This is a genomic window from Paenibacillus sp. FSL M7-1046 (genome assembly GCF_038007405.1).
Classification (GTDB): Bacteria; Bacillota; Bacilli; order Paenibacillales; family Paenibacillaceae; genus Paenibacillus_AQ.
The window spans coordinates 7,470,602-7,484,877 of record NZ_JBBOXB010000001.1 but is presented as its reverse complement, the minus strand read 5'-3'; the positions used below and the strand labels follow the sequence as shown (position 1 = coordinate 7,484,877).

The window sequence follows — 14,276 nt, the reverse complement described above, 5'->3', positions numbered from 1 at the left end:
AAACGATGTCTCAAAAGTCGGATTTGCTGGAGAGACTCGATATTACAGTTCAATGGGGACATTATGAGATTGTTGTACTCAGGTTCCATTTAACCTCATTCCCGGCCGGAAAAATCATAGATTTCCATAATCATGCAGAGTTTGAGTTTCACTTTATTCCTAAAGGTAAAGGAAAAGTGATTCTCGCTGAGCAGGAGTACCCATTATCGCAGGGTATGCTTTATTTAACGGGGCCGGGTGTGATGCATTACCAGGAGGCAGACCAGGAAGAAGCCATGGACGAACTTTGCCTCCATATTGATATTAGACAGAAAAGCAGAGCAGAAGTGGATCCGTGGGAGGTAGCAGAAGCGGAGGAATGTATCGACAAACTGCGGAAACTCCCCCTCATTCCGATCCATGACCGGCATCATGCTATGAATTGCTTTCTGGAAGCCTATGAAGCTTGTGAGGATAAGTTCACCGGATATTATACAGCCATCAAACAGTTTGTAATCAGTATTTTGTTAAAAACAGCAAGAGCGTATGATCCGGAAGGGGTTAGAGCGGAAGCGCCGGTGCGGGATATGCTGACCTACAGATATGAATACGCCATTCAGTATATCAGGGCTAATTATTCCGGGGCTGTCACGCTGGACAATGTTGCAGAAAAGCTGAAAATCAGCTCCAGACAGCTGCAGCGGATTTTTAATAAGGTCAATCCTGATCAATCCTTCTCCCAGATTCTTGAGAATATCCGTTTGGAAGGTGTCTGCCGCAAGCTGTCGGAGGGCAACCAGCCGATTGAACAGATTGCTCAGTCTGAAGGTTTTACGAATGCCAACTATTTGCATAATGTTTTTCGCAAGCGGTTAGGAATAACTCCCGCGACCTATAGAAACGGGAAACATACGATAAAGTGAGGATGATAGATATGAGTAAAGTGTATCGGTTAGGCATAATCGGGTGTGGTGGAATCGCGAACGGGAAGCACCTGCCAAGTTTAAGCAAGCTGAACAATATTGAAATGGTTGCGTTTTGCGATATCGTTCAGGAGCGGGCTGAAGCAGCAGCACAACAATATGGAAGTAAAGACGCAAAAGTCTACACTAATTATCAAACGTTACTTAAAGATGGCACACTTGATATTATTCATGTGCTTACTCCCAATGAGTCTCATGCGGAAATCTCTGTCGCTGCGCTGGAAGCCGGCAAGCATGTCATGTGTGAGAAGCCGATGGCCAAGACTGCAGCAGAGGCCAAAAGAATGGTCGATGCAGCCAAGCGAACAGGAAAAAAACTAACGGTTGGGTATAACAACCGCTTTAGAGAGGATAGCCTATTTCTGAAAAAGCTCTGCGAAGCAGGAGAATTAGGCCATATTTATTACGCCAAGGCGCATGCCATCAGAAGAAGAGCAGTACCTACCTGGGGCGTTTTTCTTGATGAGGAGAAGCAGGGTGGAGGACCGCTCATCGATATAGGAACACATGCACTTGATCTGACCTTATGGATGATGGACAATTACCAGCCCAAGGTCGTCTTGGGAACCAAATATCATGAGCTGTCCCAACGGGAGAATGCTGCAAATGCCTGGGGACCCTGGGATCCCGCCAAATTTAAAGTGGAGGATTCGGCGTTTGGAATGATTGTTATGGAGAATGGTGCAACGATCATGCTGGAATCCAGCTGGGCCCTGAACTCGCTGGAGGTTGATGAGGCAAAATGCAGCTTGAGCGGAACGGAAGCCGGCGCCGATATGAAAGAGGGCCTGCGGATTAACGGAGAACAGCATGGCCGCTTATATAAAAATGAGATTGAGCTGAACGCAGGTGGAGTAGCATTCTATGATGGCACACAGGAAAGTGCGCCTGACCTGGAGATGAGAAAGTGGATTGAAGCGGTTGATCAGGATAAGGAACCGGTCGTAAGACCTGAGCAGGCATATGTAGTTCCCTTGATTTTGGAGGCACTTTATGAATCCGCGCGCACAGGGAAAGCCGTTTACTTCGATTAAAGGAGACGGATCTGTTCAATATTCACGATAGTTTAAATATGGGAATGGCTTGCAATAAGCCTGAGTGGAATTTTGGCGCCTTATTACATGAAGGCGCTTTTTTCCGTTACAATAAATAAAACTTTCACCAAATTGAACAGGGGGCTGAATAGGATGAAAATAGTGGTCGCTGATGATGAACCCAGACACCTTCGAGGAATGGCGAATTTAATCAACAATCTGCGTCCTAACGTTCGAGTCCTGGTTGCAAAAGACGGGGCCAGCGCGTTAGAACTTGTTAGAATGGAACGTCCGGATGTCGTGCTGACGGATATCCGTATGCCCAATATGGACGGGCTTACATTTTTGCAGCAGCTCAAAGAAGAAGAACTCCAAACGAAGGTTGTGATGGTGTCAGCTTATAATCTGTTTGAGTATGCCCAGATTGCCGTTCGCCATGGTGCATATGACTATCTATTAAAACCTGTAGAGGCAGAGAAGGTAGAAGATGTATTGCGGCGTATAGAGCAGGAGCTGCTCACAGAATCAATGTTGAACCTGGAAGCAGAGGAGTTGAAGTTACGCCTTCACCATACCTCCTCAGCTTATAGAAACCGCTTACATTTAACCTGGCTAAACGGAAGCTTAACGACTCTCGAGCGAGATGAACTGGATACGTATGATTGGCTGCAGGGTGGCGGTGTGGTTATTTTCTCAGAGCTCAGAATCCGTCCCGGCCGCCATAACAATTTTGAAAGCGCTAACTTCCTGCGAAGCCTGGAGCAAGGATGGATGGCAGTGGGGGAAGCTGTTACGATTCCTTTGAATGTACTTCTGGAGGATGGATTCCAAGCCGTCACAATTATCCGTAAAGCCACCCTTACCCCGGAGAAAAGAAATGAGATTCGTGCCATCGTTTCTGCTCTATCCTCAGAATGGAAGAATACGGGTCAGCTTACCCACGGAATAGGGCTGGAATGTAAATCATTATTGGAACAAGCACCGCAAGCTTACAGGGCAGCCCAAACCGTAAATAAGTTTAACTTTCATGACTGCTGGAAAGGGATTCTGTTTCAGGATGAGCTGCGTCTGTCTCAGTATCTAATGACACTTGACATGGAGAAACTCTTTGAAGCTCTGCAGGGAAATGATGCGGACATGGCTATAGAAATGTGCATTGGAGCGCTCAGAGCGCTTTCAGATGATGGGCATACGGAGCCGATTATTTTAAAAGAAAATGCCTCGCTTCTGCTTATGAAGGTTAAAAGCAGGATGGGAAATATCGTTGACCGCCAGCTTGGGGATCTTCTAACGAATACGATGATTATGGAAATTCAAGCTTGTGGGTCTTATACAGAATTGATTGCGCTTGTAGAGGTTACTTTACAGAAGGTTCATTATGCATTACAACAGGCACGGCTGGATAAAAACGAAATTATCGTTACGGGATGCTTGAGTTGGATTCAGGAAAATCTGAAGGAAGATTTGTCTCTTGAACGAGCAGCCGCACACTTTTCTTTTAATCCTTCCTATTTTAGTACATTGATTAAAAACCGTACGGGAAAAACATTCTCCGATCATGTGGCGGAAGCCAGAATGAGGCGGGCTAAATTGCTGCTGTCCGCGAACAAGCTCCGAATATATGAAATCTCCGCAGAGTGTGGTTATCAGGATACCAAATATTTCTGCAGGGTGTTTAAGAAATACAATGGAATCTCACCCGAAGCGTTTAAACACACTTCACTTCTACAGAGGAGAAATGAGGAATGAAGATGACATTTCGATCCCGATTGTTTGTCAGTTATATCTTTCTGATCGGAATTCCACTCCTCATTTTGGGGTCTCTTTTCTATCGAACCAGCCTGCAGGTCGTGACAGAGCAAGCGCAGAAAAATGTATATGAGATTGTCAGAAAAAATAATGAGATTATGGACACTAAGCTGCAGATCATTGATCAGAATAGCCAAGCAATGTTCATAGATAAGGATTTATTCAAAATTTTTAACCAAATGGATCCCCAGAACGAAGTAGAGCTGTTTGAAGCAGACCGTCAGTTAACCGCCGTACTAAGTAAATATTTTTCCAACAATGAGGATGTGTATGCTTACCAGTTGTGGACTTCCTATTTTACTTTCGGCCAGTTGCTGCCGCAAGGAGATCCTACACAATCGGATATATACCGTAAGGCACAGCAGGCAGGCGGGAAATTGGTATGGTACCCTACATATGATTTTGTTGATATGTTTAATCAGCCCTACTTAGAGTCCGGAAATTTGGAATTCCGCCATTTATTTTCTGCGACCAGACTGCTTGATTTCTCTCTGCTGAACAATACGACACTCGAGAAGATGGATGTTCAGGTGGAACGACCCATTTTAGCAATAAGCTTTAAAGCGGAAGCTTTGAAATCTCTATATGACGAAAGTATCCCCGAAGGCTCGGATTTCCTGGTGCTGGATGAGGATCAAAAAGTTGTTGCAAGCAGTGAACCAGGGAAAATCACACAAACCTTCTCGGACTCATTGGTAGAGGAACTGCAGCTGGAAAGCAGCGGTGCGCGAAGTATGACACTGGGGGGCAAAGCCGTGATCGTCTGCTTCGATCGTTCGGAAGTAACGGGATGGATATCCATTGTATGGATGCCGGAGTCCTCACTGGTTGGCAGCTTGCTGCAAAGCATCGAGACATCTATTATCCTCCTCGCCGCGATTATGGGGCTTGTGGCACTCATTTGTGCTTTTTTTATCGCAGGCAGGATTACTAAGCCCATTAAGAAGTTGCTTGCTGCCATGAGATCCGTAGGTGGAGGGGATTTTCAAAAGCAAGTTGATGTTGGAACAAATGATGAGTTTGGCATACTTCTTCAGCGCTTTAATAAGATGAACGACCGGATTCGGCTATTGGTTATAGAAAATTACGAGATAAAATTAAAAGAACAGGAAGCCGAGATTCTAGCACTGAGTATGCAAATGAATCCTCACTTTCTGTATAATACGCTCAACGTAATGAACTGGACGGCTATTGAAAACAATCAGAAGGAATTAAGCAAAATGCTGGTCAATTTATCCAATATGCTGCATTATACTTCACGGAAAGACTGGAGAGCTGTTCATTTGTCGGAGGAAATCAAGTGGATGAACAACTACTTCTATATTATGTCCGTTCGCTTCGAGGACAAGTTCACTGTACATTATGAGATTGAACCGAAGCTTTACGAGTACAAAATGCCCAGACTTCTATTTCAACCTTTTGTTGAAAACGCTGTCATGCATGGCTTCGATCAGATAGAAGCAGGTGGAATGATCAGCATCCGTGGCTGGATCGACAGCGGAAAACGCTATTATGTCATTGAAGATAATGGTAGAGGCATGAGTAATGACACTATCGATGAGATTTTATACAAGGAATCCACTTCGATAGGCATTAAGAATACCATTGCACGTATTCAAATGACTTATGGTGACAGCTATGGTGTGGCCATTAACTCCTTGCCGGGGAGAGGCACCATGATAGTGATCACCTTACCACTGAATACCTAATAATAATCCACCAATCCAAAAAGGTTCGGGTTATGTAAGCGCTATTATAGACCTTATAATTTAAGCATCATAGACTGCAGCTATGAACCAAGTGGGATTGAAATTGAGAGGGGTTCAAGATATGACACGACAAAGGAAATCGCTATTTGTGCTGATGGCTCTGTTGATGATGCTGGTTACCATTTTACCTGCGTGCTCGAAATCCGGTACCGGCAGCAAAAATAACACGTCACCCTCAGCATCCAGCGATGCAGCATCAAAAGATCCCGTTACGCTGCGCATTTCGGAATGGGGTTCACCCGATGAAGTTGCTGCTTACAAGGTAGCGATTAAGAAGTTTGAAGCGAAATTTCCAAATGTCAAAGTTGATCTTCAGCATATTGCAACAGATTATGATACGAAGCTGACAACAATGGTAGCAGGGAATGATGTGCCTGATATTGCCATGATGGAGTCTGGTACCATTGCTTTTCCATTAGCAGAACAGGGTAAATTCTATAACCTTCAGGAATTTATGGACTCAGACCCGGATATCAGCATAGACAAACTGGTACCCAATATTATGTATTCTCTTGAGCCTGGTAATGTGATCGGCATAGGACCAGGTCCGGAATCCTTTGGTCTTTTTTATAACGAAGATATCTTTAAAAAAGCGGGGATTTCACCTCCGCCTTCTAAAGCCTCGGAAGCATGGACATGGGATGAGTTTGTAGATGTTGCTAAGCAACTGACTGTTGATACGAAAGGCAGAACGGCAAAGGATGCTGATTTTGATTCTAAAAATATAAAGCAATATGGTGTTAATGCTTCCACTTGGTGGGGAGTCTACAGCAACTTTATATACTCCAACGGCGGTGATTTTATCTCGGAGGATGGGAAGACGTTTGCGCTTAACCAGCCGGAAGCCGTCGAGGCGTTGCAGAAGGTGTCTGATTTAATGAATGTACACCATGTTTCGCCATCACCCGTGCAAGCCAAAAATATACCGGCGACGAATGTAGCGCTTCAAACCAAAAAGGTAGCGATGGCTATAGATGGGCAATGGGCAAGCGCAGCCTTGGCGCAATCGAATTTTAACTTTAATGTAGGGGTACTGCCAGTCCTGAAAGAGCCAGTAACTACCGTTGTTGCGGGAATGTTCTCTATCTTTAAGTCAACCAAACATCCGCAGGAGGCTTGGGAGTTGTTGAAGGCGTTGCTTGATCCAGAGTCTTCTATTGATATGATCACTGCAGGCACATGGATGCCATCCTACAAGGATTGGTATACGGACCCGGCATTGTTGGCTAAATGGACGGAGAACCTGGATGCAAGACCTTCAGCTTATAAAGAAGCTATTATAGATGTGCTATTGACGAAAAGTCATCAGACACCAACGGGTTATGTGAAAAATTTCAATAAAATAATGGATATCGTGAATCCGGCCTTGGATAAAGTATGGCTTGGTCAACAGACCGCGCAAGAAGCAATGGATTCCATAGCGCCGAAAGCCCAAGAACAAGTTCAAGGACGCCGGGATATCGCACAATAATCGAAGGGACGGCGTTCTGATTATAGAAGATTGGAGGCAGCTATGCGAAAGGGACTATTTTATGGACTATTATTTACGTCTCCGGCTATACTAGGGTTTATTATTTTTACACTAGGTCCCATGATTGCAAGTCTGGTGCTTAGCTTGACGGACTATAACGTATTCAAGGAGCAAACTTCCTTTATTGGTTTTCAGAATTTTTCGAGAATGTTCTCAGGTGAAGATGAGCTGTTCTTCAAATCGTTAGGGGTTACTTTCTATTTCGTTGTACTTCGGGTGCCGGCCGTTATTATTCTTTCTTTTTGTATTGCCTTGCTGCTGAACATGAACGTTCGAGGCAGAGCCATATTTCGGACGATTATCTATCTTCCCAGCATTGTGCCAGCCGTGGCATCGGCGATGATCTGGATGTGGCTGTTGAATCCCGACCTGGGACTGATCAATTCCGTGCTCAGTTGGCTTCATTTACCAACCAGCAACTGGTTATATGCGGAGAATAGTGTTATTCCGTCTGTTGTACTTACGACATTATGGGGAATTGGAAGTACGGTGATTATTTTTCTGGCAGGCCTATCAGGTATTTCCAAACAGTATTACGAAGCGATTGATGTGGATGGTGGAGGCTGGTACAGCAAGCTGCGCCATATTACGATTCCAATGGTTACACCGACGATATTTTTTAATACCATTATGACCATTATCGGATCCTTCCAGGTGTTTAATGAAGCTTATATTTTAACTGAAGGTGGACCGAATAACCAAAGCTTGTTCTATGTATTTTACCTCTGGCGTACAGGCTTTAGAGATACCGAAATGGGGTATGCCTCCGCTCTGGCCTGGATCCTGTTCATCGTCATCATGTTCTTTACGTTTATTGTATTCAAAACCTCGAAGTCATGGGTGTATTACGAAGGAGGTGAGCGTACTTGAGACAATCAAAGCTTTCCCTTGGATCAGGTTACGCAGCGCTTATATTCATCTCCCTTTTGTTTATTGTACCGTTCGTCTGGTTAATCCGCAGCTCACTCATGGATTTATCGCAAATATTTACGATGCCGCCGGAATGGATTCCGAGGCCGTTTCATTGGGAGAACTTCCATAAAGCCCTTACTGTGCTGCCGTTCGATACTTTTTTCACTAACACGCTTATTATTGTAGCTAGTGTTCTTGTAGGTACAGTCTTAACGAGCAGCATTGCAGCATTCGGATTTTCACGGATCGTGTGGAAGGGCAGGGACACAGTATTCGCTATTCTAATGACCAGTATGATGCTGCCTGCCGCCGTAACAATTATTCCAAGCTTTCTTGGCTGGAAAATGTTTGGTTTCTACGATACGTATTATCCATTAATCGTACCTGCTTATTTCGGTGGGGGGATTTTCAACATTTTTTTATTGCGCCAGTTTTACTTGACGATTCCACGGGACTTTGATGAAGCGGCATTCGTGGATGGAGCTACCTATTTACAAATATACATGAGAATTATACTTCCACTAAGCCGTTCGGCGGTTATCGTAGTTGCACTGTTCAGCTTCCTGGCTTCCTGGAATGATTTCATGGGCCCCCTGATTTATTTAAAAAGTGATCAACTCTTTACCTTGGCGCTTGGGCTGCAAATGTTTCAAGGTTCGTACACTGCGCAGTGGGATTTGCTTATGGCGGCTTCAGCAGCAGTTGTCTTACCTTGTGTAATCGTATTTCTAATCGGACAACGATATTTCCTTGAGGGGATTACATTATCAGGCCTGAAGGGGTAATGACAGGAAAGTGAGGATACCTCATAATGACAAAAATTAAAACACAGCTAAGTAATTGGCAGGGTGTACCGTTCACGAATGTAATCATTGAGGATGTTTTCTGGCGTCCGCGTCTGGAGGTGTTGAAAAAGGTTACGCTGCCTGCCTGCCTCACGAAATGTGAGGAGACAGGGCGTATATCGAATTTTGCCAAAGCAGGAGGATTAATAGAAGGGACTTTTGAAGGCATTTATTTCAATGATTCCGATGTATATAAGGTCATCGAAGGTATTGCCTATTCGCTTATGTCGGAGCCGGACCCGGAGCTGGAAGCGCAAGCGGACCGGATTATTGACCTTATAGCCTCAGCCCAGGAATCGGACGGTTATTTGAGCACTTATTATACGCTTGAAGCACCCGAGTCCAAATGGACGGATATGGAGAAGCATGAGATGTACAATGGAGGGCATTTAATCGAGGCAGCGGTTGCTTATTTTGAGGCAACCGGCAAGCGTAAGCTTCTTGATGTCGCTTGCAAATTGGCGGATCATTATGACGATCTGTTTGGTCCAGGCAAACGCCATTGGGTGGAAGGCCATGAGGAAATTGAGCTTGCTCTTGTGAAGCTCTACCGTGTTACCCGGGAACAACGATATTGGAAGCTCTCCTTATGGTTGCTTGAGGAACGTGGACATGGACATGGATTTGGAGAAATATGGGACACTAAGGAGTGGGGACCTGCGTATTGCCAAGACGATGTTCCGGTCAGAGACACCCGGCGGGTGACTGGTCATGCTGTCCGGGCGATGTATTTATATACCGCTATGGCGGACGTGGTTCACGTATCGGGGGATCCTGATTTTGTGGATGCCCTGCATAGGGTATGGTCACATACGGTAGAGCGCAATATGTATGTGACTGGGGGGATCGGTCCATCTCGCCATAATGAAGGATTTACACATGATTATGATTTGCCGAATGAATCCGCTTATTGTGAGACTTGTGCCGCTATCGCCATGGTTTTCTGGAACCATCGCATGAATCTGTTGTTTGGAGATGCCAAATATGCGGATGTGGTGGAGCGGGAAATGTACAATGGCGCTTTGGCAGGAATATCGTTGACCGGAGACAAGTTTTTCTATGTTAATCCACTGGCTTCGAAGGGCGATCACCACCGGGTGCCTTGGTTTGACACCTCATGCTGCCCGACTAATTTGGCACGGTTCCTCCCGTCCATTGGTCAATATTCATATGCTCAGACCGGTCAGGGCATTGCAGTCAATCAATATATGAATGGTGAAGCAGAGATCGTAATGGAGAGCGGGCTGGGCGTTAAGCTCAAGCAAACCACTCAATATCCTTGGAACGGTAAAATTGAGCTTGCGGTGGAAGCGGATAAAAGTGATTTTTTCAGCATTTATTTGCGGATACCTGGCTGGTGCAGGGGTTATAAGGTTAAGGTTAGAGGTAAATCCTTGCCGGGAGTCGAGGCGTTGACTGAGCGGGGTTATATCGCTATTCATCGAGCTTGGTCACAGAACGATACGATTGAACTTGAACTGGATATGCCAGTAGAAATTATTCAGGCGAGGCCGGAGGTGCTGGAGAATCAAGGCCGGATTGCCATTCAGCGAGGTCCTATCGTGTATTGCCTGGAGCAGTTGGATAATTCCCGGCTTTCCTATGATGCGTATTCATTTTCTGCCCATGAGACGTTGCTGGTGGATCATCAACCGGAACTGCTCGGCGGCGTTACCGTTCTGAAAGGCAAGGATGGGGAAGGTAGACCTTGTCAATTCATCCCTTATTATGCCTGGGACAACAGGGAATCAGGATACATGCAGGTGTGGATACGGAAAGCGGAAGATAAAGGGCTGTATAGCTTTTAAGAGGAAAAGGAATTGATCTTCATTGAAGGGCATAGACGAGTGAAGCATTAACAATTAGTACTCGTATGTTGTGCTAGACTCCATTCATAGTCTTTCGTAAACGTTCATTCCTTCCGATAAACGGAAGGAATGATTTACGCAAGAGGAACAGACAAGCAAGTTGTCTCATATGAACAAAATACAAAACTGGCTATTATCCATTAAGTTAAATGGGTGCGTTTCTAGAAAAAGTCTCTTACTCTTGCATCTGGGGAGAGCGCTATTTGCTACCGGCTTCCCATCTTAGATTCCAGTTATAATGCTGATCCAATTCCTGGTGCCCGCCGAAATATTCTACGAGTCTCTCCACGCTGAATGTATCATCATTCTGATTACGAATCATGGCGATGGCACACATACCCTTATTGTTATTATGCTCATCCAGCCGGACCTCGATCTCCGGTCCGCTCTGCTGCTTGATGGTTACAACAGCGTCAGCCTCCGACCAGTTCGTGATTCCCTCATAGATGAAAGCAAAGATAACAATTCTGCTGATTTCGGAAAGATAATGGCCATTAATCCGCAGATTCTCGCCCGTGGCAATAGATCCGGTGCGATCATCCCCGTCTAAGGAGATATAAGGCGGTCTGTTCAGGCTTCCGAAGGATTCACCGAGTGCTTGGACAGAGCCTTTAATGCCATTTTTTAATTCAAACAGACAACCAAGGTCAAGGTCGATGCCTTTACTTCCGAACCAGCCCGATGATTTTTTTTGATACCAGTTGAGATTGATCAGTATCTCGCCCAGGGATTCAGTCCCTTTCTGGAGATTGATCATCTCCCCGCGTTTCTTAAGCAAGATGGTATTGAGATCTAGAGGAGGGGCTGGAGGTGATGCTGGTGAAGAGGGGGGCAAATTGCCCGCCTTAGGCCGTGACCGCAGCTCCGGGAGAGGAAAGGGTAACTGCTGCGATTGAATTACTGGGCTAGAGGGTAGAACTGACGGCACTATGTTATTAACCTTTATTCCATAACTTTCGCATAAGGCAGCTAAGCCTCCTGCATATCCGGAACCCACAGCGCTGAATTTCCATTCATTATTGTATCTATAGATTTCTCCGGCGACAATGGCGGTCTCTACAGAAAAAGCTTTACCCAGCCTGTAGCGGATAAGTTCCGTTCCATCAGCGGCGTTGATAATCCGTAAATACGCATCGTCCAGTAGCGAGAAGTTTTGCTGCCGCTTTTCACCGTCATAAATCGTTAGTGCAAATGCAATCCGTTCGTAGTCCGTAGGAATTTGCCGGAGCTCAACAGCGATTTGGGTGTTGTCGGTTAACCCCGCATAGGCTCTTTTATCGGACAGCAATACTGCTACGGATTGGTTCGAAGTAGAAGGATTGCCATAAAAAATAAGATCCTCATCTTTAGAGACAGTCTGGGCCGGCGTAAGCAAAAAAGCAGAAAAATCAACCTCAACCTCAGATCTGGTATTGTGCCAGCCCATTCCTACTATAATACGGGTAAGTAGAGGCTCGTCTTTCGTTAAATTACATTTTTGTCCCTTGATCAGATCAAATGTCATTAGAATCAGCCTTTCAAAAGATTAGTAGCGCTGGATCAATACCTGAAGCAGGTTAGAATCTGCCACGTCTTCCGGCGTCGAGATTCGGACCGTTCAGACTGGATAGCTTATCCAAGGCATGTTCGTAAATACGTACAATATCCTGCACCTTTTGGAACTCCGGATCCGAAGGACCCAGATTGTCCATGAACATACGCTGCAGGATTTCCTTATAAAACGAAATGCGGCTTCCGATAAGCCCACACTCGTAATCAATGACCTCTTCAACCGTGTGCTGCTCAACAAATTCCATCATGTCATCGGCCGGGATATCGTGTGACTCCCGCTCATTGCGTGCGGCAATCGGAGTGTTAACATTCTCGAGGTTAACAGTAGAACGTATATCGGAAAAGAGAATACTTTCTTTCGCCAGCATTACCTGAAAAGGCTTGTGCTTGAACAACTCTTGTACTACAAGAGCGCACATCGTCTGATTCCCCAGCAGCATACCATCAAAAGGGTGAAGAACCCATCCCCTGTCATCCCGATACAGGCTGAACGTGAAGTATTCACCTCCATATTCATATTTCAGATTGATAGCAGTCTCTGAAGTAAGCTCATATTGAAATGCATCCATTATTCTACTTGCGCCTCCTGCTTCTTCGTTCTGTGTGATTATATTAGCATAGCAGAATATGGGGAATCTTGGGAGAGCGGATTTTCCCCTTTATTATTTACAACGGATTTAGTAATTTGGTAATGTATAAAAGTACATGTACATCCCAATGGGGAGGAGGATACGTGATGGGCAAAAAAAGCCCGAAAGTCAAAGTTCATTTGGATTCTGGAGATATTCGCACTCTGGCGGACCAAGAGATCAAAGCCATCCTTCGTGCTGCTGATGAACTAATTATGACTGGTGGGAGGAACCTGCTCGCCAAAATTCTTAAAGGCTCTAAAGACAAGAGTGTCCTAAAGCATGAGCTTCAGCTATCCCCCGTCTATGGCTATTATCATGATTTGAATCTGGAAGATATTATGTACCGAATAGACTGGATGATTCGTAAGGGATACCTGGAAATCGAATATAGCGACAGATTGCCGTTGATAGTTTTTTCGGAAAAAGGGTGGGCTATAGAACGTGAGACATATGCTGAGGAGTTGCTGCTCAAGCTTGGCTCATTGCTGGACGGGCATGACTATTCTTATGTAGAAAACCTTAAGGATCGCAATCGCGGAATGATCCTTTTACTGATTGAGAAGATCAAAGAGACGGGGAATGCGCGGTTCGTACCGCTGCTTAGGGCTTGGCAAGCCATAGAATACAAGAAGGTGCAGGCAGAACTCCAAAGCGCTATACAGTATTTGCTAAAAGAAGGCCAGATTAAGTGAGGTGCCAGCGTATGCTGGCAGAGCGCCGACTTTGATACATTTAGGAGAGCAAACATGACAATAGATGATCAAGCTAAAATGTTTGAAACTCAGGCACATGACAGAGCGGAAGAACCTGAGCGGGAAGAACGGATTGTAATGGAAATTATTGTAGATGCGTATGACGAGGAAGAAAAAGCAATGGGTTGGTACTATTATCTAATGGATAAGATTCACTTTCCCTTTATGGCGAAATGTAATCAAACTTTGGCTAAATCGCCACTCAAAAGCGGTGAACAAGTTACCGTTATACAAATGGCGCCAGAGAGCGAATGTTTGGACGGCATGTGGGTTGAAGTAGAATGGCGGAATCGTAAATTTGCAGTACCTTTGGTTCAACTGCAGCCGATTGAGCCGGATGAAGATACTACAGAGGCAATCGAAGATTGGGTATATTGGACGGATTTGGGATACTCATTTTGATTGGAAGATTATCGAGGGAATAGAATTTTCGGCAGTCCATACAGAAAAAACGGCTGAGAGGCCGTTTTTTTTGCTGTTTCGGGGACCTGATGATTTACCAGCTTCGACGTTCGCCCTTCGCACCCGCCTGATCCAACGCTAAGCCCCAAACACCAGCATCTGCGATAGGCTATCTAGTCCCTGAATTCCTTCTGTTGAACTTCGGACCC

At 45.2% G+C, this 14,276-nt stretch carries 12 protein-coding genes; 10 read left to right on the top strand and 2 right to left on the bottom strand.

Annotated features, from left to right (window positions below):
- The first annotated feature begins 5 nt into the window (after positions 1–5).
- From NYE29_RS33655 to NYE29_RS33620, 8 genes are all read left to right on the top strand, one after another.
- Positions 6–902 (top strand): AraC family transcriptional regulator, encoded by an 897-nt coding sequence (locus NYE29_RS33655; RefSeq protein WP_340899443.1) that lies wholly within the window; start codon positions 6–8, stop codon positions 900–902.
- A gap of 11 nt (positions 903–913) precedes the next feature.
- The gene (locus tag NYE29_RS33650; RefSeq protein WP_340899442.1) at positions 914–1,996 is read left to right on the top strand and encodes a Gfo/Idh/MocA family protein; all 1,083 of its coding nucleotides are present in this window, start codon (positions 914–916) and stop codon (positions 1,994–1,996) included.
- Positions 1,997–2,149: 153 nt separating this feature from the next.
- Complete coding sequence (locus NYE29_RS33645; RefSeq protein ID WP_340899441.1) at positions 2,150–3,745, top strand: response regulator transcription factor; 1,596 nt, start codon at positions 2,150–2,152, stop codon at positions 3,743–3,745.
- Entirely contained in the window at positions 3,742–5,514 is a 1,773-nt protein-coding gene (locus tag NYE29_RS33640) for a sensor histidine kinase (RefSeq protein ID WP_340899440.1), read from the top strand. The genes NYE29_RS33645 and NYE29_RS33640 overlap by 4 nt, the downstream gene beginning before the upstream one ends.
- A gap of 121 nt (positions 5,515–5,635) precedes the next feature.
- Positions 5,636–7,045: an ABC transporter substrate-binding protein gene (locus tag NYE29_RS33635; RefSeq protein ID WP_340899438.1), complete on the top strand. Its 1,410-nt coding sequence runs from the start codon at positions 5,636–5,638 to the stop codon at positions 7,043–7,045.
- A gap of 42 nt (positions 7,046–7,087) precedes the next feature.
- Entirely contained in the window at positions 7,088–7,975 is an 888-nt protein-coding gene (locus tag NYE29_RS33630) for a carbohydrate ABC transporter permease (protein WP_340899436.1), read from the top strand.
- Positions 7,972–8,802, top strand: a complete 831-nt coding sequence (locus NYE29_RS33625) for a carbohydrate ABC transporter permease (protein ID WP_076110630.1) — start codon at positions 7,972–7,974, stop codon at positions 8,800–8,802. Before NYE29_RS33630 ends, NYE29_RS33625 begins: the two co-directional genes overlap by 4 nt.
- A 26-nt stretch (positions 8,803–8,828) precedes the next feature.
- Positions 8,829–10,670 (top strand): glycoside hydrolase family 127 protein, encoded by a 1,842-nt coding sequence (locus NYE29_RS33620; RefSeq protein WP_340899434.1) that lies wholly within the window; start codon positions 8,829–8,831, stop codon positions 10,668–10,670.
- Between the two features lie 259 nt (positions 10,671–10,929).
- Here the strand turns inward: NYE29_RS33620 and NYE29_RS33615 are convergent, their stop codons facing one another.
- Positions 10,930–12,234 carry a TerD family protein gene (locus tag NYE29_RS33615; protein ID WP_340899433.1) on the bottom strand — a complete coding sequence of 435 codons (1,305 nt, stop codon included), beginning with the start codon at positions 12,232–12,234 and terminating at the stop codon, positions 10,930–10,932.
- A gap of 52 nt (positions 12,235–12,286) precedes the next feature.
- Positions 12,287–12,850, bottom strand: coding sequence for a hypothetical protein (locus tag NYE29_RS33610; RefSeq protein ID WP_076110628.1), 564 nt, complete (start codon positions 12,848–12,850; stop codon positions 12,287–12,289).
- Positions 12,851–13,017: 167 nt separating this feature from the next.
- Between NYE29_RS33610 and NYE29_RS33605 the strand changes: the two genes are divergently transcribed.
- Positions 13,018–13,605 (top strand): RQC-minor-1 family DNA-binding protein, encoded by a 588-nt coding sequence (locus tag NYE29_RS33605; protein ID WP_340899432.1) that lies wholly within the window; start codon positions 13,018–13,020, stop codon positions 13,603–13,605.
- 54 nt (positions 13,606–13,659) lie between these two features.
- Positions 13,660–14,067, top strand: coding sequence for a calcium-binding protein (locus tag NYE29_RS33600; RefSeq protein ID WP_340899430.1), 408 nt, complete (start codon positions 13,660–13,662; stop codon positions 14,065–14,067).
- Positions 14,068–14,276: the final 209 nt, after the last annotated feature.